Source organism: Pantoea sp. JGM49, from assembly GCF_018257655.1.
GTDB lineage: Bacteria > Pseudomonadota > Gammaproteobacteria > Enterobacterales > Enterobacteriaceae > Pantoea > Pantoea communis.
On the sequence record NZ_JAERJM010000010.1, the window covers coordinates 205,891 to 228,317 of the forward strand.

Annotated in this window: 20 protein-coding genes and 2 tRNA genes; 10 read left to right on the plus strand and 12 right to left on the minus strand. The window is 56.7% G+C overall.

Features of this window, described 5'->3' with window-relative positions; genetic code table 11:
• The first annotated feature begins 212 nt into the window (after nt 1-212).
• From urtB to urtE, 4 genes are read left to right on the plus strand one after another with little or no spacing between them, the layout of a single operon-like run.
• Nucleotides 213-1,778, plus strand: coding sequence for an urea ABC transporter permease subunit UrtB (gene urtB, locus JK231_RS17925; RefSeq protein WP_160833984.1), 1,566 nt, complete (start codon nt 213-215; stop codon nt 1,776-1,778).
• Nucleotides 1,778-2,854, plus strand: coding sequence for an urea ABC transporter permease subunit UrtC (urtC, locus tag JK231_RS17930; RefSeq protein WP_211729161.1), 1,077 nt, complete (start codon nt 1,778-1,780; stop codon nt 2,852-2,854). The genes urtB and urtC overlap by 1 nt, the downstream gene beginning before the upstream one ends.
• On the plus strand, nt 2,847-3,638 hold the full coding sequence (urtD, locus tag JK231_RS17935) for an urea ABC transporter ATP-binding protein UrtD (RefSeq protein WP_034826215.1): 792 nt from the start codon (nt 2,847-2,849) through the stop codon (nt 3,636-3,638). The genes urtC and urtD overlap by 8 nt, the downstream gene beginning before the upstream one ends.
• 1 nt (nt 3,639) lies before the next feature.
• On the plus strand, nt 3,640-4,338 hold the full coding sequence (gene urtE, locus JK231_RS17940) for an urea ABC transporter ATP-binding subunit UrtE (protein ID WP_211729162.1): 699 nt from the start codon (nt 3,640-3,642) through the stop codon (nt 4,336-4,338).
• Nucleotides 4,339-4,430: 92 nt separating this feature from the next.
• Here urtE and JK231_RS17945 read toward each other — a convergent pair whose 3' ends face one another.
• The 4 genes from JK231_RS17945 to rbsK form a co-directional block, all read right to left on the minus strand.
• Nucleotides 4,431-6,017 carry a methyl-accepting chemotaxis protein gene (locus tag JK231_RS17945; protein WP_211729163.1) on the minus strand — a complete coding sequence of 529 codons (1,587 nt, stop codon included), beginning with the start codon at nt 6,015-6,017 and terminating at the stop codon, nt 4,431-4,433.
• Between the two features lie 164 nt (nt 6,018-6,181).
• Nucleotides 6,182-7,195 carry an aldose 1-epimerase family protein gene (locus JK231_RS17950; RefSeq protein WP_211729164.1) on the minus strand — a complete coding sequence of 338 codons (1,014 nt, stop codon included), beginning with the start codon at nt 7,193-7,195 and terminating at the stop codon, nt 6,182-6,184.
• Nucleotides 7,192-8,517, minus strand: a complete 1,326-nt coding sequence (gene fucP, locus JK231_RS17955) for an L-fucose:H+ symporter permease (protein WP_211729165.1) — start codon at nt 8,515-8,517, stop codon at nt 7,192-7,194. The genes JK231_RS17950 and fucP overlap by 4 nt, the downstream gene beginning before the upstream one ends.
• Before the next feature lie 9 nt (nt 8,518-8,526).
• A complete protein-coding gene (rbsK, locus tag JK231_RS17960; protein ID WP_097118297.1) occupies nt 8,527-9,444 on the minus strand; it encodes a ribokinase in 918 nt (305 codons plus the stop codon).
• A gap of 360 nt (nt 9,445-9,804) precedes the next feature.
• On the opposite strand from rbsK, the gene deoR reads away from it, so the two are divergent.
• Nucleotides 9,805-10,569: a DNA-binding transcriptional repressor DeoR gene (gene deoR, locus JK231_RS17965; RefSeq protein WP_058959460.1), complete on the plus strand. Its 765-nt coding sequence runs from the start codon at nt 9,805-9,807 to the stop codon at nt 10,567-10,569.
• Between the two features lie 2 nt (nt 10,570-10,571).
• On the opposite strand, the gene JK231_RS17970 is transcribed toward deoR, so the two are convergent.
• The gene (locus JK231_RS17970) at nt 10,572-11,519 is read right to left on the minus strand and encodes a 2-hydroxyacid dehydrogenase (protein WP_211729166.1); all 948 of its coding nucleotides are present in this window, start codon (nt 11,517-11,519) and stop codon (nt 10,572-10,574) included.
• Nucleotides 11,520-11,704: 185 nt separating this feature from the next.
• Between JK231_RS17970 and ettA the strand changes: the two genes are divergently transcribed.
• Complete coding sequence (ettA, locus tag JK231_RS17975; protein WP_072017012.1) at nt 11,705-13,372, plus strand: energy-dependent translational throttle protein EttA; 1,668 nt, start codon at nt 11,705-11,707, stop codon at nt 13,370-13,372.
• A gap of 52 nt (nt 13,373-13,424) precedes the next feature.
• Here the strand turns inward: ettA and nadR are convergent, their stop codons facing one another.
• The 3 genes from nadR to serB all read right to left on the minus strand — a co-directional run bounded on the left by nadR (nt 13,425) and on the right by serB (nt 17,201).
• Nucleotides 13,425-14,651, minus strand: a complete 1,227-nt coding sequence (gene nadR / locus JK231_RS17980) for a multifunctional transcriptional regulator/nicotinamide-nucleotide adenylyltransferase/ribosylnicotinamide kinase NadR (protein WP_034826244.1) — start codon at nt 14,649-14,651, stop codon at nt 13,425-13,427.
• A gap of 176 nt (nt 14,652-14,827) precedes the next feature.
• Nucleotides 14,828-16,210, minus strand: coding sequence for a DNA repair protein RadA (gene radA / locus JK231_RS17985; protein WP_034826249.1), 1,383 nt, complete (start codon nt 16,208-16,210; stop codon nt 14,828-14,830).
• A 13-nt stretch (nt 16,211-16,223) separates the two neighbouring features.
• Nucleotides 16,224-17,201, minus strand: a complete 978-nt coding sequence (gene serB / locus JK231_RS17990; protein WP_034826251.1) for a phosphoserine phosphatase — start codon at nt 17,199-17,201, stop codon at nt 16,224-16,226.
• 107 nt (nt 17,202-17,308) lie between these two features.
• Here serB and JK231_RS17995 point away from each other — a divergent pair, with 107 nt between their 5' ends.
• Complete coding sequence (locus JK231_RS17995; RefSeq protein ID WP_097118295.1) at nt 17,309-17,986, plus strand: YtjB family periplasmic protein; 678 nt, start codon at nt 17,309-17,311, stop codon at nt 17,984-17,986.
• On the opposite strand, the gene yjjJ is transcribed toward JK231_RS17995, so the two are convergent.
• From yjjJ to JK231_RS18015, 4 genes are all read right to left on the minus strand, one after another.
• A complete protein-coding gene (gene yjjJ / locus JK231_RS18000; RefSeq protein ID WP_211729167.1) occupies nt 17,983-19,305 on the minus strand; it encodes a type II toxin-antitoxin system HipA family toxin YjjJ in 1,323 nt (440 codons plus the stop codon). The genes JK231_RS17995 and yjjJ overlap by 4 nt on opposite strands.
• 128 nt (nt 19,306-19,433) lie before the next feature.
• On the minus strand, nt 19,434-20,117 hold the full coding sequence (gene yjjG, locus JK231_RS18005; protein ID WP_058959391.1) for a pyrimidine 5'-nucleotidase: 684 nt from the start codon (nt 20,115-20,117) through the stop codon (nt 19,434-19,436).
• An 11-nt stretch (nt 20,118-20,128) separates the two neighbouring features.
• Complete coding sequence (gene rimI / locus JK231_RS18010) at nt 20,129-20,569, minus strand: ribosomal protein S18-alanine N-acetyltransferase (RefSeq protein ID WP_097118293.1); 441 nt, start codon at nt 20,567-20,569, stop codon at nt 20,129-20,131.
• Entirely contained in the window at nt 20,541-20,951 is a 411-nt protein-coding gene (locus JK231_RS18015) for a DNA polymerase III subunit psi (RefSeq protein ID WP_058959393.1), read from the minus strand. The genes rimI and JK231_RS18015 overlap by 29 nt, the downstream gene beginning before the upstream one ends.
• A 106-nt stretch (nt 20,952-21,057) precedes the next feature.
• Here JK231_RS18015 and rsmC point away from each other — a divergent pair, with 106 nt between their 5' ends.
• The 3 genes from rsmC to JK231_RS18030 all read left to right on the plus strand — a co-directional run bounded on the left by rsmC (nt 21,058) and on the right by JK231_RS18030 (nt 22,427).
• Nucleotides 21,058-22,092 (plus strand): 16S rRNA (guanine(1207)-N(2))-methyltransferase RsmC, encoded by a 1,035-nt coding sequence (rsmC, locus tag JK231_RS18020; RefSeq protein ID WP_097118292.1) that lies wholly within the window; start codon nt 21,058-21,060, stop codon nt 22,090-22,092.
• Nucleotides 22,093-22,233: 141 nt separating this feature from the next.
• A tRNA-Leu gene (locus JK231_RS18025) sits at nt 22,234-22,320 on the plus strand.
• Between the two features lie 38 nt (nt 22,321-22,358).
• Nucleotides 22,359-22,427: transfer RNA gene (locus JK231_RS18030), tRNA-Leu, on the plus strand.

Genomic DNA, 22,427 nt, shown 5'->3' on the forward strand with positions numbered 1-22,427 from the left:
AAAATGCGCGCTGATGCCCGATCTGGCTCTGTAATGGAGCCAGGGCAAAGGCATCAGCCGCCTGCGGATCTTCTCTGGCAAAGTATGGGAGAGGATGCCGAATGTGATTAACAGCGTTCTTTGCTGGATCGGTCCCCTCTCTCGCTTACGGGAGAGGGTTAGGGTGAGGTCACCAACCGCCCCCAAGCCCAACGACATACAGGATCATCATCATGACAATCCGCCGTTATCTTTGCTGTCTGCTGCTGCTCCTGCCGTGGCTCGCCCAGGCGGGCGATGGCGCGGATTTCGCCGCTGCCAGCCGCACTGATCAGGCCAACCTGCTGCAACAGTGGGCGGCCGCACCGCAGGCCAGCCGCTTGCCGCTGCTGCAGGCACTGCGCAACGAAAGCATGGTCATCGACCAAAATAAACAGCCGTTCAGCAAGCAGGATGACAAACTCATCCCGCTGGATAGCGCACAACAGCCGACGGGTGAGACCAAAAAGCTGTTTATGAACAACCGGCTACGCGTGTTAATCGCCAGCGCCCTCGCCGCCCACCAGCTGGTGAGCGAGGATCCCGCGATTCGCCTGCGTGCCGCCCAACAGTTGCAAAACGACGGTGCCGCCGATCAGTTGCCGCTGATCGAACAGCGTCTCGCCGTGGAAAAAGACACTCAGGTTCACGCCGTGCTCGCCATGGCCGCCGCCTATCTGCAACTTGCTAGCCCGGATGCCCGCGTGCGCCTCAAAGCCGTCACACTGCTCGGTGAGTCCAGCGACCCGAATATGCAGGCCAGCCTCGATCGCTTAACGCAGGCCAGCAACGAACCCGATGCGCAGGTGCGCGCCGCGGCCACGGAGAGCCTGCAACAAATCAAACATCGCCTGATGTGGGGCGATCTCTTCGGTCAGGCGTTTACCGGCCTGTCACTCGGCTCGATCCTGCTGCTAGCCGCGCTGGGTCTGGCGATCACTTACGGCCTGCTTGGCGTGATCAACATGGCGCACGGTGAGATGCTGATGCTCGGTGCGTACGCCACCTGGTTTGTACAAAACTTGTTCCAGCAGTTCGCACCGCAGTGGCTGGCGTGGTATCCGCTGCTGGCGCTGCCTGTGGCATTCCTGATCACCGCGAGCATTGGCATGCTGCTGGAGCGCACCATCATTCGTCATTTATACGGCCGCCCGCTGGAAACCCTGCTCGCCACCTGGGGCATCAGTCTGATGCTGATCCAACTGGTGCGTATGCTGTTTGGCGCACAGAACCTGGAAGTGGCTAACCCAGGCTGGCTGTCTGGCGGCTGGCAAGTGTTGCCTAACCTGGTGCTGCCGTACAACCGTATTGCGGTGATCCTGTTTGTGTTTGCGGTACTCGGCCTGACCTGGCTGCTGCTCAATAAAACGCGTCTGGGCCTGAGCGTGCGCGCCGTGACGCAAAATCGCGCGATGGCCGATTGCTGCGGCGTGCCAACCGGACGCATCGATATGCTGGCGTTTGGTCTGGGCTCTGGCATTGCTGGACTGGGCGGCGTGGCGCTGTCGCAGCTCGGCAACGTCGGCCCGGAACTTGGCCAGGGTTACATCATCGACTCTTTCCTGGTGGTGGTGCTTGGCGGCGTGGGGCAGCTGGCGGGCACCGTGGTAGCGGCCTTCGGCCTGGGCATCCTTAACAAAGTGCTGGAACCGCAGATTGGTGCGGTGCTGGGTAAAATCCTCATCCTCGTGCTGATCGTACTGTTCATTCAGAAACGTCCACAGGGCCTGTTTGCCTTCAAAGGGAGGGTAATAGACTGATGAGCCAACCCCTGACGTTAACGCTGACGCGCAAAGCGCCGCGCCTCAGTATCAGCCTCGGCATCGTGATCTCCTTGCTGCTGCTGGTGCTGCCGTTCTGCGCCCTATTACCCGCCACGCATCCGCTGGCGATCTCCACTTACACTCTGACCTTGATCGGCAAAATCCTCTGCTACGCCATCGTCGCGGTAGCGCTGGATCTGGTATGGGGCTATGCCGGATTGCTGTCTCTTGGACACGGTCTGTTCTTCGCATTAGGCGGCTATGCGATGGGCATGTACCTGATGCGCCAGGCATCGGGCGAGGGCTTACCGGCCTTTATGTCGTTCCTGTCGTGGAATGAGCTGCCGTGGTTCTGGGCCGGCACGCAACATTTTGCCTGGGCGCTGTGTCTGATCATGCTGGTGCCGGGTTTGCTGGCGCTGGTGTTCGGCTACTTCGCCTTCCGCTCAAAAATCAAAGGCGTTTACTTCTCGATCATGACGCAGGCGCTGACCTATGCCGGCATGCTGCTGTTCTTCCGTAATGAAACGGGCTTTGGCGGTAACAACGGTTTTACCGGCTTCACCACCCTGCTCGGCTTTAACGTTACCGCCACCGGCACGCGCATTGGATTGTTCGTCGCCACCGTGCTGCTGTTGTTAATCAGCCTTGGCATTGGCTTCACACTGGCGCGCAGTAAGTTTGGGCGGGTGTTGACGGCGGTACGCGATGCCGAAAACCGCCTGATGTTCGTCGGTTACGACCCTAAAGGCTTCAAGCTGTTTGTCTGGACGCTGTCGGCGGTGTTGTGTGGTCTTGCGGGCGCGCTGTATGTGCCGCAGGTCGGCATTATCAATCCCAGTGAAATGTCGCCGACCAACTCGATTGAGGCGGCTATCTGGGTGGCACTCGGCGGGCGCGGCACCTTAATTGGCCCGCTTTTAGGGGCCGCGATTGTGAACGGGGCCAAAAGCTGGTTCACCGTCGCCTTCCCGGAATATTGGCTGTTCTTCCTCGGCCTGATATTTATCCTCGTCACGCTGTTCCTGCCGCGTGGTGTGATTGGCCTGCTGCGCCGGAGGCGTGATGACTGAGCAACTGTTTACCCAACCCCATCCCGCCGATCGCCATCGCGATCAGAGCGATCCTGTGCTGCAACTGGAGAAGATCAACGTCTCATTTGATGGCTTCCGCGCGCTCACCGATCTGTCGCTGAAGATCGGCGTCGGTGAACTGCGCTGTGTGATCGGCCCCAACGGCGCGGGCAAAACCACGCTGATGGACGTGATCACCGGCAAAACGCGTCCCGATAACGGGCAGGTGATCTATGACCAGGATACCGATCTCACCCGCATGTCGTCGGTGGAGATCGCCCGGGCCGGCATTGGCCGCAAGTTCCAGAAACCCACGGTTTTTGAAGCGCTCACCGTATTCGAAAATCTGGAAATCGCGCTGAAAAACGATAAGTCGGTGTGGGCTAGTTTGCGTGCACGGCTTAACGGCGAACAGCAGGATCGCATCGATGAGGTGCTAAAACTGCTGCGGCTGAGCGGTGAGCGCCAGCGTAAAGCGGGCTTGTTGTCGCACGGTCAGAAGCAGTTTCTTGAAATCGGCATGTTGTTAGTGCAGGACCCGCATCTGCTACTGCTCGACGAACCCGCGGCAGGTATGACCGACGCGGAAACCGAGTACACCGCCGAGCTGTTCCGCAGTCTGGCAGGCAAGCATTCGCTGATGGTGGTGGAACACGACATGGGTTTTGTCGAGACGATTGCCGATCATGTCACGGTACTGCATCAGGGCCAGGTGCTGGCAGAGGGATCGTTACGCGAAGTGCAGGCGAATGATCGGGTCATCGACGTTTATCTGGGGCGCTAAGATGCTGCAAGTATCCGAACTGAATCAATATTATGGCGGCAGCCATATTCTGCGCGGTCTTTCGTTTGAGACGAAACCGGGCGAAATTACCTGCCTGCTGGGCCGCAATGGCGTGGGTAAAACCACGCTGCTGAAATGTCTGATGGGGCTGATTCCGGCGAAATCCGGTGAGATTCGCTGGCAGGATAAGGTGATAAACAGTCGTAAGCCGCACCAGCGTGTACAGGCGGGCATTGCCTATGTGCCGCAGGGCCGTGAAATCTTTCCGCGCCTGACGGTGGAAGAGAATCTGCTGATGGGGCTGGCGCGCTTCCCCGGGTCGCAGGCCAAATCCGTGCCCGAGGAGATTTACGAGTTGTTCCCGGTGCTGCGCGAGATGAAAGCCCGACGCGGCGGCGATCTCTCCGGCGGGCAACAGCAGCAGCTGGCGATCGGTCGGGCGCTGGCTTGCAAGCCACAGCTGTTGATCCTGGATGAGCCCACCGAAGGGATCCAGCCATCAGTGATCAAAGAGATCGGTGCAGTGATCCGCCAGTTAGCCCAGCGCGGTGATATGGCGATCCTGCTGGTTGAGCAGTTTTACGATTTCGCCGCCGAGCTGGCCGCTCAGTATCTGGTGATGTCGCGTGGAGAGATCGTACAACGCGGCGCGGGATCCAATATGGAAGCAGAAGGCGTGCGCGGGTTGGTGGCGATTTAACTTTTAACTGTAGAGTGCACGAAAAGGGCGCCATTGATGGCGCCCTACGACTCAATACCTATCGGTGTAACGGCGTAGTTTGTTGCGCGACGTTACTGAGCCGGCTTCGACTCCAACTGAAATACGCTGATATTCTCCACCAGCGAGCCGACCTGCTGATTCAGCGCGCGTGCCGATTGGGCGGACTGCTGCGACAGCGTGGCGTTCTGCTGGGTGGCGGCATCCATATGCGTCACCGCCAGGTTCACCTGCTCAATACCCACGCTCTGCTCCGCGCTAGCGGATGAGATGTTCTCCATCAGCTCGCACAGCTGCTTCACGCTCTCGACAATCTCCTGCATCGACGATCCCGCGCCTTTCACCAGCGTGTTGCCCTGCGCCATCAAACTCACTGAACGATCGGTCAGACCACGAATATCACGCGCTGCGGAAGCGGAGCGCTGTGCCAGCGCACGCACTTCCGACGCTACCACCGCAAAGCCACGCCCGTCATTCCCAGCGCGTGCCGCTTCGACTGCGGCATTGAGTGCCAGAATATTGGTCTGGAACGCGATGCTATCAATCACCGTCACGATCTCGTTGATCTCACGCGAGAACTGGTGGATCTCGCCCATTGCCACCACCACTTTTTCCACCACCTCGCCGCCCTCGCCGGCGCGCTGGCGGGTATCACGCGCGATATCGCTGGCATGGCGTGCGTTCTCGGCATTGTTTTTCACCACGGAAGTCAGCTGCTCCATTGAAGCTGCGGTCTCTTCCAACGCACTGGCCTGCGCTTCGTTGCGCGCCGACAACTCGCGGCTGCCGTGTGCGACCTGATCGGTGGTATCGGCTATTGCCTCAGTCCCCGAACGCACGCCGGTCACAATACGCGTCAGGTTATGGTTCATATCACGCAGCGCCGCCATCAGCTGTGCGGTTTCATCACGTCCTGAGACCGCAATCCGGGCTCGCAGATCACCTGCCGCCACGGTCTTCGCGACGTTAATTGCCTGCTTCAGCGGACGCGTGATGCTCTGCACCAGCCAGGCCGTAATGCACACACCAACCAGCAAGATACAGCCCATCGCGATCAGCAGCAGCATGCGGGTTTTCTGGTAATGGGCGAGGTTGTTGGCTTCTATCTCCTGATGCATCTGCTGCGCGCGTTTCAGCGTGGCAGCCACCAGATCGTCGATTTGCTGTGTCGGTGCGCGGTCGATACCGGTGACCAGATGGTCAACGCGCGCCGCACTGTTAATATCGCTGATGCTGTAGTTTTCCAGTGCCGCCAGATATTTGCTCTCCAGCCCGGCATGCACCGCGCGCGCCTGTTCAACCGGCGCGACAGGTAAGCCCAGCGCGGTTTGGATCTGACTCAACTCGCTGAGCAGCGCCTGCGTCTGCTGGCTCTCTTTCAAAAACGCCTTTTTGTACTTATCGAAGGTCTCCTGCCCTTGGGTGCCGCGCAACAGGGTATTTTTCCACTCCTGTACCTGTATCTTGAACTGCACCTGCGCACTGCGCGCGGTGTCGATGCTGTCGGCAATCAGGACTTCACGTGCCATCACGTCCTGATTGTTTTCCAGCGCCTGCATATTGACTTGCAGTCCGTGCAGTCCCATCAACAATGTGGCGAGCAACAGCAGCGTGGCGAGAAAACCTAGCCGCTGGCCAATTTTAAACTGATTGAGCTTCATAAATCTGAACCCTGGTAAAGAGAGAGGAGAACCAATGTGACGAATGTCGCAGGGGTTATCGTCCAACCGGGCAGTTGGCTTTATAGGATTGGCAAGGATATTGCGTGACAGTTTCGTGAATAGCGAAGCGGTAAAAATTGAGGCGGCGCAAGGGCCGCCAGTGATTACAGAATGCCGGTCTCGACGCTGAAATGTCGCTTCTCGCCGGGTGCCAGCTCAATTAGGGTGCCAGCACGCTGTGCCGCCTTAAATCCTTCAGGCCGACAAGTTGAGGGCAGCACGTAAGCCGCGACCTGCTGATCGTGATTATGCAGCAGCCAGCGTGTGGCGTGGGGGAATTGTCGGCTATCGAAGCGCGTCATCAAGGCATAACCTTCCGGGGCATGCAGTTCGAACTGCACCTCGTTGCCGTATTGCGGCAGATTATCGGCAAAAAACACGATTTCCGGATCGCACATCTCCGGTTGATCTAGCTGCTGCAATGCCTGGGGATCGCGCGCCAGCCGATCAGTGTACGCGGTCCACTGGGGCGTTGGTTTTACATGTGCCGGGATCGAGGTGCGTAACTTGAACGCATCCTGCGGGATCGACTGTTTAAAGCGGCCATTGGCCAGCCAGGCGCTGTTCAGATGGCACATGTACTGCAGCGGCATCGGCGCGCCCGCCAGATTGGTGACGTTCATCTCAATCTGCAAGCGCGGCGCGTTAGCGTGCAACCGCACCGCTGGAGAAGCCAGATAGTGATGACCAAAACCTTTCACATATTCGGTTTCCCCTTCCAGAGAAACGCGATCTTGCTCCAGCACCATCCACGCGCTGTCCATACGTGCGCAGGCCATTTCACCGTGCAGCGGATGTTCGTCATCGGGCGCAGGACAGCCGTTCGCCAGCAATCCAGAGTGGAAGGCAAAACAGCCGTAAGTATCGATAATCGAACTGCCTGGCAGCGGCTGTTTAAAGCTGTGCCCCATGGTGAGGGAATGGCCATCGAAGGTCGCATCCCACACCATTTGACCGTAAAACGGCAGCACAATCACCGTGCCACGCTGGTTGCTGATACGCACCGCTTCGACACCCGCCGGATAGCGAAACAACTCGACGTGGAAATAGTCATTGTGCAACAGCGTGCTGGGCGTTTCATGAAACTGCTCACGACGCAGCGGCAAACGGGTTTTCATGGCATCTCCTCAACCAGACGACCTGCCTGCATCGCCTGATTTTTATGGCGCAGTTCGCCCCAGAAATAGAAACCAACCCAGGCGAAGCACAGCAGCGACACACCAAAGGCCAGCTGCATCGACCCGAGATGATCAGAGGCGAATCCCTGTATAGCCGGGATAAACGCCGCGCCGACAATCGACATGACAATAAACGCGCCTGCCACTTCGGTGTACTTGTTATCCACCGTGGCCAGCGTGCCCGCGTAAATCGTCGCCCAGCAGGGTCCAAACAGCACACTGACAAACACTGCCGCGTAAACAGCGGTAAAGTTTGGCACAAACATCACCCACGCGAGGGTGATCACGCCGAGTACCGAGTAGGCAATCAGCACTTTTTCCGCACGGAAGCGTGTCATCAGGAAGTTGGCGACAAACTTACCGATAAAGAAGCAGATAAAGCTGTAAATCATAAAGTTAGACGCGTGGCGTTCGTTTGTCGCACCCAACGTCAACGCCAGACGGATGGTGAAGGACCACACCGCTACCTGCATGCCGACATACAGGAACTGCGCCACGATGCCGCGTTTAAAGTGGCGATTACCGGCCAGATAGCGGAAGGTTTCACCCAGCGAGGGCAACGACTTCTCACTGGATTCCGGCTTGCAACGTGGATAGCGGGTGAACAGAAACAGCAGCATCACCACCACTAACACCATCACCAGATATTTATACGGCTCCAGCGTGTGTTCCAGCATGCTCAGGCGGAAGGCATGTGCCTGCTCGGCATTCATGCCCGCCATCTGCGTATGCAGACTTTCGCCGTCCTGGAACACCAGATATTTACCCAGCACGATGCCCATCAGCGCGCCAATCGGATAGAACGTCTGGCTGATGTTAAGACGGAGCGTGGCGTGATCGCGGTGACCAATCATCGAGCTATAGGTGTTGGCGGCCGTTTCGAGGAAGCTGAGGCCAATGGCGATGGCGAAGATCGCCGCGAGGAACATGGTGTAAGTCGCCATATGTGACGCCGGATAGAACAGCACGCAACCGACGATATACAGCACCAATCCCATCAATATCGCCAGCTTGTAAGTGGCTTTGCGGATCACCAGCGAGGCGGGAATCGCGATCAGGAAGTAGCCACCGTAAAAGGCACTCTGCACCAGCGCACTGGCAAAATCGCTCAGCGCAAATACGCTTTTGAATTGCGTAATCAGGATATCGTTTAAGCTCGCGGCACAACCCCACAATGGGAACAGGCACGAGAGCAAAATGAACTGAAACAGTGGCGTCTTATTCAGATAGCCGTCAGATTGCTGAACAATGTTCTGTTGCATGACTCGACCTCAGTTTAGGTTGAGAAAACGCTGGAAGGTTTCCGCGTCCGGGTAGGAACGTTGCGTGCCGCGTCCAGTGACGCTGCAGGCGGCATAGGCCGAGGCTTGCGCCATCGCCGTGGGAATATCGCCGGTCTTCACCAGCGTGTGCGCAAAGCAGCCGATAAAGGCATCACCGGCACCGCTGGTGTCCACCGCCTTCACTGACGTTGGCGCGACCTGATGCAGCGTGTCACCCGCCATCCACAGTGAACCACGCGCACCCAGGGTGATAATCAGGTTTTTGAGGCCGCGCTTGAGCAGCGTCTGGCCTGCACGGATCACCTCATTATCGGTTCCGACCGGCATGCCGGTGAGGATCTCCAGTTCGGTTTCGTTAGGCATAAAAAAGTCGCACTTGCAGGCGTAATTGATATCGAGATTCGCCACTGCCGGCGCCGGGTTGAGGATCACTTTGATGTCATGCTGACGGGCAAAATCAATCGCGTAATAGACGGTTTCCAGCGGGATTTCGAGTTGCAGGATAATCAGTTGGCACGCTTTCAGCCCCTCGGCCGCCGCATCAATATCGGCCGGTTTGAGCTGCTGGTTGGCGCCTTTGATGATCAGAATGCGGTTCTGCGATTGATCATCAACAAAGATCGGCGCTACGCCGCTGGAAGTGCCCGGCGCGGTGGTGACAAATTGGGTATCGACGCCCTGTTGTTTCAGGTTCGCCACGGTGTTCGGCGCAAACAGATCGTCACCCACTTTGCTCACCATCATCACGCTGCCGCCCATTTTCGCCGCGGCCACCGCCTGATTTGCGCCTTTGCCACCACAGCCGATGGCGAAATCAGGCGCTTCCAGCGTTTCGCCCGCTTTCGGCATCTGATTGGTGTAGGTAATGAGGTCCACCATATTTGACCCAATAACCGCGATATCCATTGTTTACTCCCCGGTGAATTTTTAGCATTTAAATGTTATTTAAATCACACTAGCAGGTATACAAAGTGATCTGTGTGACAAAATTCACATCCTGAGCAGCATATGAAAACGATTTTCTGACAGGAAGGCCCGCAGCGATGTTATTATTTTAACAAAACAACATCAGCGCCGTTGACGCTTTCAGCGCGGTGTGGGAAGTTTGCGGGGCGATTTCATTACAGGTAAGATTGAAAAACTGCCGGCTAGATAAGTCGCAAATCATTAAAATATGAGAGATTTACCTTGGTTTGTCGGTGGCGCTTCTCTCGCGCCGACGGGTAAAACTTTTCCCCTCAGGATAGCCATAACACAGAGATGCTCATGGAAACCCGGCGCGAAGAACGTATTCACAAGCTGGCGCAAGCACTGAAGCGCACCGATAAGCTGCACCTGAAAGATGCGGCGCAACTGTTGGGCGTCTCAGAGATGACTATTCGTCGCGATCTGACTGAGCCAGCTTCGACGGTGGTCCTGCTCGGGGGCTACATTGTCAGCGATCCGAAAAGCCATGCCGGGCACTATTTCGTCTCCGACCAGCACGGGCAAAATGCCGCACGCAAACAGCGCCTGGCGCAGGCCGCAGCCAGTTTGATCAGCGAAAATGACACGGTGTTTTTCGACTGTGGCACCACCCTGCCTTATATCGTGGATGCAATTCCGGACACGCTGGCGTTCACCGCGATTTGCTGCGCCATGAACACCTTCCTCGCGCTGAAAGAGAAACCCGCCTGTAATGTGATATTAAGTGGCGGCGAGTTTCATGCCGATAATGCGCTGTTTACGCCGATTGGCGCGCACTCGATCCTCGACGATCTCTGCCCGACGCTGGCCTTTATCTCAGCCGCGGGGATCGATCCGGAACAGGGCGCAACCTGCTATAACATCAATGAGCTAGCGATGAAACATCACGCCATGCTGCGTTCGCGCACGCGCGTGTTAGTGGCGGACAGCAGCAAATTTGGCAAAGTGCTGCCCGCGCGCATTGGCGAGCTACGCCGTTTTGATTTACTGGTGAGTGACAGTGCGCCAGAACCGGCGCTGAAGAGCTGGCTGGCGCAACATAACATCCCGCTGCGCCTGCCTTAAAATTATGCCTTGCGATCGATCACCGCGTCGCCGTCGCGCAGACGGCGCAAGTTATCGCAGATCCCTTTGATAATTCCCTTCATTGAGACATCGGTGACGCCGCCAACGTGTGGCGTCGCGATCACGTTATAGCGGAACACCGGATCTTGTGGATCGGGTGGTTCCTGCCAGAACACATCCAGCCCGGCTCCAGCCAATTTTTTTGTCTCCAGCGCTGCCAGAAAGGCCTGTTTCTCGATCAGTCCACCGCGTCCCAGGTTGATCAGGAAGCTAGCTGGTTTCATCTGCGCCAGCGCATCAGCATTAATGATGTTATGCGTCGCCGCATTGTCAGGCAGACTGAGCACGACAAAATCGGCTTGCTGCAACAGTTCCGGCAACTGCGCCATATTGCCGACCCAGTCGAGTTGATGTTGACGCGCAAAAGCTTCATCCGCTTCACGTTTTACCCCGATCATGCGCATACCAAACGGAGCAAGTCGCTTCGCCAAAGCTTTGCCGATGCCGCCCAGCCCCACCAGTCCCACGGTTTTGCCCATCAGGCCTAAGCCAATGGGTTGACCCAGTCTCTGCTGCGCCAGGCAATCGGCGATCTCATGCTGGCGACGTGCCAGGCCAATCATCATCCAGATCCCCAATTCCGCCACCGAATCGGCATTACCGGAATGGTCGGAGGGAACATTCGCCACCACAATGCCGGCCTTTTTGGCCGCTTCAAGATCGACACCTTCCAGCCCGACACCCGCCTGCTGCACCAGCTTCAGGCGATCGGCCGTGGCGATCAGTCGGGCATCCACCCGGCACATACCAGGAATTAGCGCATCAAAACCGGCCAGACTCTCCGCCGCATGGCCCGCCGAGGCAATAAACTCCATATCCGGTAACGTCTGACGAATGGCCGGAATTAATCCGCCCCAGGCATGTTCATCTGCAGCAATCAGCACTTTCATCGAACCCCCTCCGTTTTCCAGGCAAAAAAGCAGCATAGCGACTGTTGAGTGAGAATCAATCAGTTATCCCCTGTTCAACCCCACTCCAGAAGATTCAACGCCATGCGGCTGTGATTGCCAGGTGAAAACGGCTAAACTTCAGCATCTGAGGTTCCACCATTCACAGACCAGAGGCTCATTACAACGTGGCTCAATTCGTCTATAGCATGCATCGCGTCGGCAAAGTGGTTCCGCCGAAGCGTCACATTCTGAAGAACATCTCTCTTAGCTTCTTCCCTGGCGCCAAAATCGGTGTACTCGGCCTGAACGGCGCGGGTAAATCCACCCTGCTGCGCATCATGGCCGGTATTGATACCGATATCGAAGGGGAAGCACGCCCACAACCGGGCATTAAAGTCGGCTATCTGCCGCAGGAACCCAAACTCAATCCAGAGCACACCGTGCGTGAATCTGTGGAAGAGGCGGTTTCTGAAGTGGTTGGTGCGCTGAAGCGTCTCGACGAAGTGTACGCACTGTATGCCGATCCTGATGCCGATTTCGATAAACTGGCTGCCGAACAAGGTCGTCTGGAAGAAGTGATTCAGGCGCACGATGGCCATAACCTCGACACCCAGCTGAACCGTGCTGCTGATGCGATGCGTCTGCCAGACTGGGATGCCAAAATTGGCAACCTGTCCGGTGGTGAGCGCCGCCGCGTCGCGCTGTGCCGCCTGCTGCTGGAAAAGCCAGACATGCTGCTGCTCGACGAACCGACCAACCACCTGGATGCAGAATCCGTGGCCTGGCTGGAACGTTTCCTGCACGACTTTGAAGGCACCGTGGTGGCGATCACGCACGACCGTTACTTCCTCGATAACGTTGCAGGCTGGATTCTGGAGCTGGACCGCGGTGAAGGTATTCCGTGGGAAGGTAACTACTCTTCCTGGCTGGAGCAGAAAGATCAGCGCCTGGCGCAGGAAGCTTCTTCTGAAGCGGCGCGTCGTAAGTCAATTGAAAAAGAGCTGGAGTGGGTACGTCAGGGCGCGAAAGGCCGTCAGTCTAAGGGCAAAGCCCGTCTGGCGCGTTTCGAAGAGCTGAACAACACCGAATACCAGAAACGTAACGAAACCAACGAATTGTTCATTCCACCAGGTGCGCGCCTCGGCGACAAAGTGCTGGAAGTGACCAACCTGAGCAAATCGTATGGCGACCGCGTACTGATCGACGATCTGACCTTCTCGGTGCCGAAAGGCGCGATTGTCGGCATCATCGGCCCGAACGGTGCCGGTAAATCGACCCTGTTCCGCATGATGTCCGGTCAGGAACAGCCCGATTCTGGCACCATCGAGCTGGGCGAAACCGTCAAGCTGGCGTCTGTGGATCAGTTCCGTGACGCGATGGACAATTCGAAAACCGTGTTTGAAGAAGTGTCAGGTGGTCAGGACATTATGCGCGTCGGCAACGTTGAGATGCCAAGCCGTGCCTATGTCGGCCGCTTCAACTTCAAAGGCACCGATCAGGGCAAACGCGTTGGCGAACTGTCCGGTGGTGAGCGTGGTCGTCTGCACCTCGCGAAACTGCTGCAGGTTGGCGGCAACCTGTTGCTGCTCGATGAACCGACCAACGACCTGGACATCGAAACCCTGCGCGCGCTGGAAAACGCCCTGCTGGAGTTCCCAGGCTGTGCCATGGTGATCTCGCATGACCGTTGGTTCCTCGACCGTATCGCCACCCACATCATCGATTATCAGGATGAAGGTAAGGTGGAGTTCTTCGAAGGTAACTTTACCGAGTACGAAGAGTACAAGAAACGCACCCTCGGCGCTGACGCGCTGGAGCCGAAGCGTATCAAGTACAAGCGTATGGCGAAGTAATTGTTATGATGTGAAAAAGGCGCCGATTGGCGCCTTTTTTATTGCTGGAGGGTTAGGCCCCCAGCATCTGCTTCACCAGTTCAACGCAGCGCAGGAAGCGCGTGTCGTAGTCATCCTCTTTGACATGGACGAAGTCGATATTGTTTTCACGCAACATGGTCACCAGCATCGACTGAAACTCGCGGCGATCCATTGAGCTGCCCAGGCTGCGCAAACCGTCAGCCACCCACGGCACATTGTTCTCCAGCAAGATCACCAGATCGAAACGGTACTCATCGATCAGCGCCTGCACAAACGGATGCTCGCGCCCTTCATACTTGAGGCAAAACGCCTGCGTGGTGACAAAATCGGTATCGATAAACGCCACTTTGCTGGCGTATTTCACCGCGAAATCAATGTACTGCGCCTGCCCTAAGGCAATCTTGTCGTAGTCTGAATACTGCAGCGCCATCTCATCGCCACCGAGGTGCGAGAACACATAATCGCGGCCATATTCCCACGCGCTGGTGGTATTGAAGATATTTGCCAGCTTGTTGACCAGCGTGGATTTGCCGCTGGATTCCCCGCCTAGGATCGCCACGGTGCGCACAAAGAACGGCTTCACTTCGGTGGGAATATATTCCCAGTAGCGGAACGGATCCTGGCGAATCTGCCCGCCGCTGATGTTCATAAAGGATCGGTTGGGATCGATCACCACCGTCGAGATGCCGAGATGCTGTTGATACATCGCCGCATCCGGCTCTTCACTGGTGTAAATGCAATCCGGCTCAATGCCCTGCTCGGAGAGGAATTTCTTTACCCCTTCGCTCCACACATCCCAGCCGTGTGGATAAGGTTCGATCCCCTCTTCATCAAACGAGTGGATGCGGATGTTCTTCTGGTACTTGAAGGTCTGTAACAACCAACGCAGACGATCGCTGACGGTCGGCTGCTGTGACATGGCACTGTTTTCAAACAGCTCACGATCGCGCGGATCGTCATGGCCCATGATGATGTGCAGCTCATCCACCTGGCTGCAGGCGCGCTGGATCAGATAGATGTGGCCGGTGTGCAGCGGGTAGAACTTACCGAACACCACGCCAACGGTTTTGTCACGACGGGGGAATTCCAGCCCAAGAAATCGATGCAGTGCTTCCAGCTTTTGCGCGCTGGGGCTTTTGATTTTGGCATTCAGCAACTGGCTCAAGTAGCCTTTGGTCATCCCGCTGGCATCTGCAACCTGCTGCAGCGTATGGCCCTGCTGGCGTATGGCGGTTTTCAGGTAGTCGAACGATGACATTTGGTGCCTCCTGCATGGGAAAGAATGGGATGGGGTATGCGCTGGCCCTCACCCCGGCCCTCTCCCGTTTACGTGAGAGGGAAAAGTCTGTGCGGTACGTTTATCAAGATGCGCATGAATGCGCACGCTACAGTGACGGTGAAAGGCAGGGGCGGCAGGTATGCCGCCCGGCGAAATTACAGCTCGTCTAATATCGCCAGCGCATCCGCCAGCTTCTTCGCGCTATACACCTTCATGCCTTCAATCGCTTTCTTCGGTGCATTGCCCGCCGGCACAATCGCACGTTTGAAACCGTGCTTGGCCGCTTCGGATATGCGCTCCTGACCACTTGGCACCGGACGTATCTCCCCCGCCAGCCCCACTTCGCCGAAGATCACCAGATCCTGCGGCAGCGGACGATCGCGCAAGCTTGATACCATTGCCAGCAGCAGCGCAAGATCAGCACTGGTTTCGGTGACTTTCACACCGCCGACCACGTTGACGAACACATCCTGATCCGCCATCTGCAAACCACCGTGTCGATGCAGCACTGCCAGCAAAATCGCCAGACGGTTTTGCTCCAGGCCAACAGCGACGCGACGCGGGTTGCCCATCATCGAGTGATCCACCAGCGCCTGAATCTCCACCAGCAGCGGACGCGAACCTTCCCACACCACCATAACCGAACTGCCAGAGGTGACTTCATCTCCACGTGACAGGAAAATGGCGGATGGATTGCTGATTTCACGCATGCCCTGCTCGGTCATGGCGAACACGCCCAATTCGTTCACCGCACCGAAGCGGTTTTTATGACTGCGCAGCGTACGGAAACGGGAATCGGCATCGCCATCCAGCATCACTGAACAGTCGATGCAGTGCTCCAGCACTTTTGGCCCGGCCAGCGAGCCATCTTTGGTCACGTGGCCGACCATCACAATCGCCACGCCGCGTGTTTTAGCGAAGCGCGTCAGGTAAGCGGCAGTTTCACGCACCTGCGCTACGCTCCCGGGCGAAGACTGGATATCCGCCATGTGCATCACCTGGATGGAGTCGATAACCATCAGTTTCGGCTGTTCCTGCTCGGCGATCAGACAGATCTGCTCGATGCTGGTTTCCGACAACATATTCAGGTTTTCAGTGGGCAATCCCAGACGATGGGCGCGCATCGCGACCTGTTGCAGTGACTCTTCGCCAGTGACGTACAGGGTTTTCATCCCTTCGGACAGCTTGCACATCACCTGCAACAGCAGCGTCGATTTACCGGCTCCCGGATTACCCCCGATCAAAATCGCACTGCCTGGCACTACGCCGCCCCCCAACACGCGATCAAACTCTTTGAAGCTGGTGGAGAAACGCGGCACGGCTTCGAGGCTGATCTCGGACAGCTTCTGCACCCGGCCGGGTCCCGCGCTACCGGCATAGCCACTCAGGCGCTCATTACGCGCTGCAGCAGGCGAGGCGGCAATACGCACCTCGGTGATGGTGTTCCACGCGTTGCAGGCGCTGCATTGCCCCTGCCAGCGTGGATAATCTGCGCCACACTCGTTACAAACGAAGGCGCGTTTTGCCGCTTTGGCCAAATCAAATCCTCAGTTAACGCTCTTCGTGAATCAGGCTGCCGGTCAGGATGCAGAACACCCCCATCAGATCGGCATGACGGATAATGATCGACGCCTGCTCATTCACTTTTGGTTTAGCATGGTAAGCGATACCCAATCCCGCCGCCTTGATCATCGGCAGATCGTTGGCGCCATCGCCAATCGCAACCGTTTGTTCTGGCGCGATTTCATGACGTTCAGCGAGATTCTTCAGGGTATCGGCTTTAAATTGGGCATCCACAATCTGCCCCAGCACTTCGCCCGTCAGCTTACCATCGCGCATTTCCAGCTCGTTGGCGACGGCCGCAGCCAGATGCAATGTCTGACGCAAATGGTCGGCGTAGTAAGTGAAGCCGCCGGAGGCAATCGCCACCTGCCAGCCCAGCGCCTGTAGTTTATGTACCAGCGTGGTCAGGCCCGGCATCAGAGGCAGCGTATCGCGTACCTGCTTAAGGATGTTGGCATCAGCGCCCGCCAGTTTTGCCACGCGCTCACGCAGGCTGGCTTTGAAGTCCAGCTCACCGCGCATCGCGCGTTCGGTGACTTCTGACACCTGCTCGCCGCAGCCCGCCAGTTTGGCGATCTCATCGATGCATTCGATCTGAATCGCGGTGGAATCCATATCCATCACCAGCAATCCTGGGGTTTTCAGATGCGGGATCTTGCCAAGCGGCGCCACATCAAATCCCACATCGTGCGCCAGTTTGGTCGCACGGGGCGTCAGCGAACCGGCCAGACGAACCACCTGATACTCATCGACATTCCAGGCACTAACGATCACCATCGCCGCACCCAGCAGATGCTGATAATCGGTCAGTTTTTGTTTATCGAGTCCGCGCCCATACAGCAACCAGCCAGTCCGACCGGCACGGTAATCCAGCGGCATCACTTCATCACCGCTGAGAGAAAGGGGTAGACCCGGCCAGAGTGAAACATCGGCGGGCAGATCGCACCAGGTAAGACGATTTGGCATTACAGCTCCTGTAGGGACAACAAAACCACGCAAGAGGCTACCTTGTCTGCGCGGGTTCTGGCAACATAATTGCCAGCCTTTCTGCTGTTACGTCACACGGGTTTCTGATGGTTAAAACCGCACTGAAATTTCGCCTGCATCGCACGGTGATTGTTCTTATCTCGCTGGCCCTGTTAGTGGTGCTGATGCAAGGGGCATCCTGGTTCAGTCTCGGCCACCAAATGGCACGCTCTGAGCAGGTGGAAGAACTCGCGCATACGCTGACGCGCCAGGTGGCATTTAGCCTCAAACCGCTGATGGACAACAGCGACGACAACCGTACGCAAATCGAAGCCATCCTTAATCAGATGACCGATAACAGCCGCATTCTGGATGCCTCGGTGTATGCCGACGACGGCAGCCTGGTGGCGCACAGCGGCGAAAGCATTAACGTGCGCGATCGTCTGGCGCTGGATGGTAAACGTGCCGGCAGCTACTTCAACCATCAAATCGTGCAGCCGCTGGAAGGCAAAGAGGGGCCACAGGGATTCCTGCGCGTGACCCTGGATACCCACGTGCTGGTCACCGAATCACGCCAGGTGGACAACACCACCAACATTTTGCGGTTGATGATGCTGCTGGCGCTGGCGATTGGCATCATCCTGACACGCACCCTGCTGCGCGACCGCCGTACCCGCTGGCAGCAATCACCGTTCCTGCTCACCGCCAGCCGCGCGGTAAAAGAGGATAAGGAACGAGAGGAAGAAGAAGCGGCCACTAACTCAGAAAATGAAAAAAGCCTTTAAGCCATTTTGCGGATGGTCTCATCCAGCGTATCCAACTGCTGCCATGCTTGCGTGGCGATACGCTGGAAGTTGGCGCTGAACGTTTCGTCATCCGCAATCGCCTGCCAGTAGGTTTTCGCCATAGTGCTGGCAGCACGCCACACCTCACCTGGTAATGAAAAATCCAGCGTTAATGACAGTTCATCACGCATATGCCCCTGCGCGTTCGGTGCCAGTGCCATAGGCAGCATGTCGTAGGCTGGCGTCAGACTGAATTTTTCCTGGTCGGTGAAGAAAGACAAATTCCCTGCGTGCATATCACTGTTACCAATCAGGCGACCAAATGCCCATTGCAAGGTGCCACGCTGTAGGGTGACATCATCAATGCGCTGCTGATGGTGCAGTTCACGCAGCGCGGCAGGCCAGTGTTGTTGATGACCAACAAACTCTGCGCTGACGGCCTCAAGTGAACTCATCTCACGTCGACCACGCTCACCGATGCGATCAAAACGCTGCACTTCGAGAAATAACTGCTCTGCACCTTCAATCAACTGGCTCTGCGCCGCGGCCACGCCTGTAGCATGCAAATGCTTTAATGCCAGATGTTCCGCACGTAGCAAATCGCGCCAGCGCTGCGCATTATCACTGTGGCGCGCCACAGTGAATTTCACCAGACAGTGACGATCGCCATTGTCTGTCGCGGCATAACAGAGGAATTTAGGTTGCTCGCCCCCCGCTGATGACCCGGGCTCATCCCCACTCAGCGCATGATGTGCTCGCTGCGGATACGTTAACGTTTTCTCTTTTTCGCTGATGGCGTGCGGTGCTTCCTGCTCTAACCAACGCTGATAGGTGCGTGCACCGATGATGAACGCGCCCGGCATATCGACACCACCGCTTGCCAACGCCATTAAGCACTGATCATCACTCCACAGGCGAATGTCATCATTCAATCCTAATGGGTGGGCATTCTCTCTACCCCACTGACGACCGATAAAGCCCTGCGGGCGCATATCCTGTAAAAACCACGGCAACCCTTCGAAAAAGTGGCCTCGGCCCTGCTCATCCTGATGCAGGCAACTGCCCTGCGGCCAGGTGGGTAACAAAGCACCCGCGGGCTGCGCCTGGCCTTGTGCAGAAATGCGATACAGTGGGAAGCGGCTTTCGCCGCGAATCGGACGGAGCAAGGCATAACGCGTCGCGCGGGCTTTGCCCCATTTCACGATTTGGGGCTGTTGTCGTAATTGCCGCGACAACGTCGCCTGACTAATGCCAGAGCGTTGCAGTAAATCGGCTGCACTGAGCGGCCCCGCTAGCAGCAAACTTTGCAGATCGGCCATTGTCGTTCACCCTATCAGCGTCTGATGAATAGATTCGTGAATAGATTTATGCATAGATTTTATCATAAAAAAAGCCCGCACAGCGGGCTTCTTCGAATCATCACAACGTTAACGGTGAATAGATACTTTTAGCGTTCTGTCAGCAACGCCTGCAGCTCTGCCAGCGTCTTCACCTGCCAGGTCGGTTTAATATGTTCCGGTAACGGGCGTGTGCCGTGATCGATCCAGCAGGTTTTTAGCCCGGCATTCATCCCACCCAGAATGTCAGACTCAGGTGTATCACCGACCATCAACACCCGGCTGCGATCCGGGTTGCCAAGCAACGCCAGCGTGTGGTCGAAAATCGCCACATCCGGCTTCGGTACGCCGACCTGCTCAGAAATTACCAGCTCATCAAAGAACTCGCGGAATCCGGTACGTTCCAGACGTGCTTGCTGCAAAGCGGTGAAGCCGTTGGTAATGATGGCGATCTTCACCTTTCCCTTCAGCGCATTGAGCAACTCAGCAGCACCGTCGAGAGGCAGGCAAATATCTGCCATCGCACTGAGGAAATCACTGTTCAGCACTTCAGGCGCGACGCTGAGTTTCTCACCCCACAGGGTGAAACGACGTGTTTGCAGCTGCAAGGCTGAAATGGTGCCGTTTTGATAATCGACCCACAGCGGTTTGTTGATCGCCTGATAATCGGCGTAATCCTGATCGCTGAAGTGCACGTCATAGCTGGCAAACATGCGCTGTAAACCGGCGTAAGCGTCAAAATGAAAAAGTGTGTCATCCGCATCAAACAGGATGCAGTCCCAGTCGTTTAACATAGTGTCCCTTTTTAGAGAGTGAGCGCCATGATAATGGCATCTTCACGACCGTTGGCGGTGGGATAGTAATTGGGGCGTACGCTGACCTGATGGAAATCCAGTTGCTCATACAGCGCAATCGCCGGGTGATTCGAGGCTCGCACCTCTAGCCACAGCGTCATGACATCGCGCTTTTCCAGCTCAGCAATCAAATGTTGCAGCAGCTGGCGCGCATAGCCACGGCGCTGAAAATCGGGATCGACCGCAATGTTGAACAGCGAGGCTTCATCCAGCACCACTTGCGTAATGGCGAACCCTGCCAGTTTACCTTCGGCTTCCAGACGATAATTCACAAAACGTTCGCCCTGATTACTGGCAAACGTCTGCTCGCTCCACGGAAAAGCGTGGCTGCGACGTTCAATGGCCAGCAGCTGCGGCTGGTCTTCAGGGGTGACTAAAGAGATGGCTGTCATGGTTACACATCTGTTGCCACAGGGCGCGTTTTGCCGCACCACTGCTGATTAATTCGTTGAAAACGGCGGTGGAAAAGGTGATGCCGTTAAAGGTGTATTCGCTCTCGACGCCCAGCAACCAACCGGCACAATCCACCTGCTCAGGCAGCATCGGCAGCTGTTCCGGCGTCAGCGTCATCACCTGCGAAGGCTGAATATTCAGGGCATGCAGGACATCGCGAATTAAGGGTTCCTGCAGCGCGGGGGCATGTTCAGCCACCATCACCAGGCGGGTGTCCGGGGCCAGCGTCACGGCAATTTCGCCCTGCAGCACGCGCGGACGCCGCAATTGATACTGCGTAATCCCCATTTGCTGTAGAAGCCAGTCGCGCCTTGTGCTCATGCTATTACCCGTTATGCTACCAGAATGCGACGCTATGCTAGCAAACCCATCGAACATGCGCCAACAAAGCACTATAATCCCCGCTCTGATTTAACAGGAGCGTTCCATGTCTGCTTTTACCCCGGCCAGCGAAGTCATTCTGCGCCACAGTGATGAATTTACCGCCCGCCATGTTTTGTTTGCTGGCGACCTGCAGGATGACCTGCCCGCCCAGCTGGAAACCGCATCAACGCGCGTGCACACCCAGCAGTACCATCACTGGCAGAACCTGAGCCGTCGCCTCGGTGAACGTGCGGTTTACAGCATGGTGGCCACTGCCGCCGATGTTGAAGGCTGCGATACGCTGGTTTATTTCTGGACGAAGAACAAGCCAGAAGCGCAGTTCCAGCTGCAAAACCTGCTGTCGCTGATGCCGGTCGGCTGCGATATCTTTGTGGTCGGTGAAAACCGCAGCGGCGTGCGCAGTGCAGAAGGCATGCTGGAAGACTGGACGAAACTGGAAAAAGTCGACAGTGCACGTCGTTGCGGTCTCTATCATGGTCGTCTGGATACACAGCCAACCTTTGATGCCAGCAGCTACGGCAATAGTTACATGATCGAGCACCTCACCATCCACACGCTGCCGGGTGTATTCAGCCGCGATGGTCTGGATATCGGTAGCGATCTGCTGCTCTCCACGCTGGAGCCGCACTTCCGTGGCAAAGTGCTGGATATCGGCTGCGGCAGCGGCGTGCTGGCCACCGTGATGGCACAAATCTCCCCGCGCGTGCGGTTGTGGCTCTGTGATGTGCATGCCGCAGCGATTGAAGCCAGTAAGCTGACGCTGGCCGCCAACGAACTGGAAGGGGAAGTGTTCGCCAGTAACGTCTTCTCGGATGTCACCGGCCGTTTCGATATGATCATCTCTAATCCACCGTTCCATGACGGCCTGCAAACCAGCCTCGATGCGGCCAACACGCTGATTCGTGGTGCCTTGAAGCATCTGAACAGCGGCGGTGAACTGCGTATTGTGGCTAACGCCTTCCTACCCTATCCGCAGATTCTGGATGAGACCTTCGGTAACCACGAAGTGCTGGCGCAGACCGGACGCTTTAAAGTCTACCGTGCCGTCTACGGACGCGGCGCCAAAGCGCGTAAATAACCCATTTTGCGCTTCCCGACGGTGAAAATGTTGTTTTTTGCAGCAATCGTTTCATCGTCGTGAAATATGTATTGACGCAAAGAGTAAAATCTCTAGAATGCGCCTCCGTGGTTAGCAATACTTTAGAGTGTTGCAGGGTACGCGACGGTGGCGGAATTGGTAGACGCGCTAGCTTCAGGTGTTAGTGTCCTTACGGACGTGAGGGTTCAAGTCCCTCCCCTCGCACCAATAATCACAAAGTTTATATCATAGCACTGAGCGATGGTGGCGGAATTGGTAGACGCGCTAGCTTCAGGTGTTAGTGTTCTTACGGACGTGAGGGTTCAAGTCCCTCC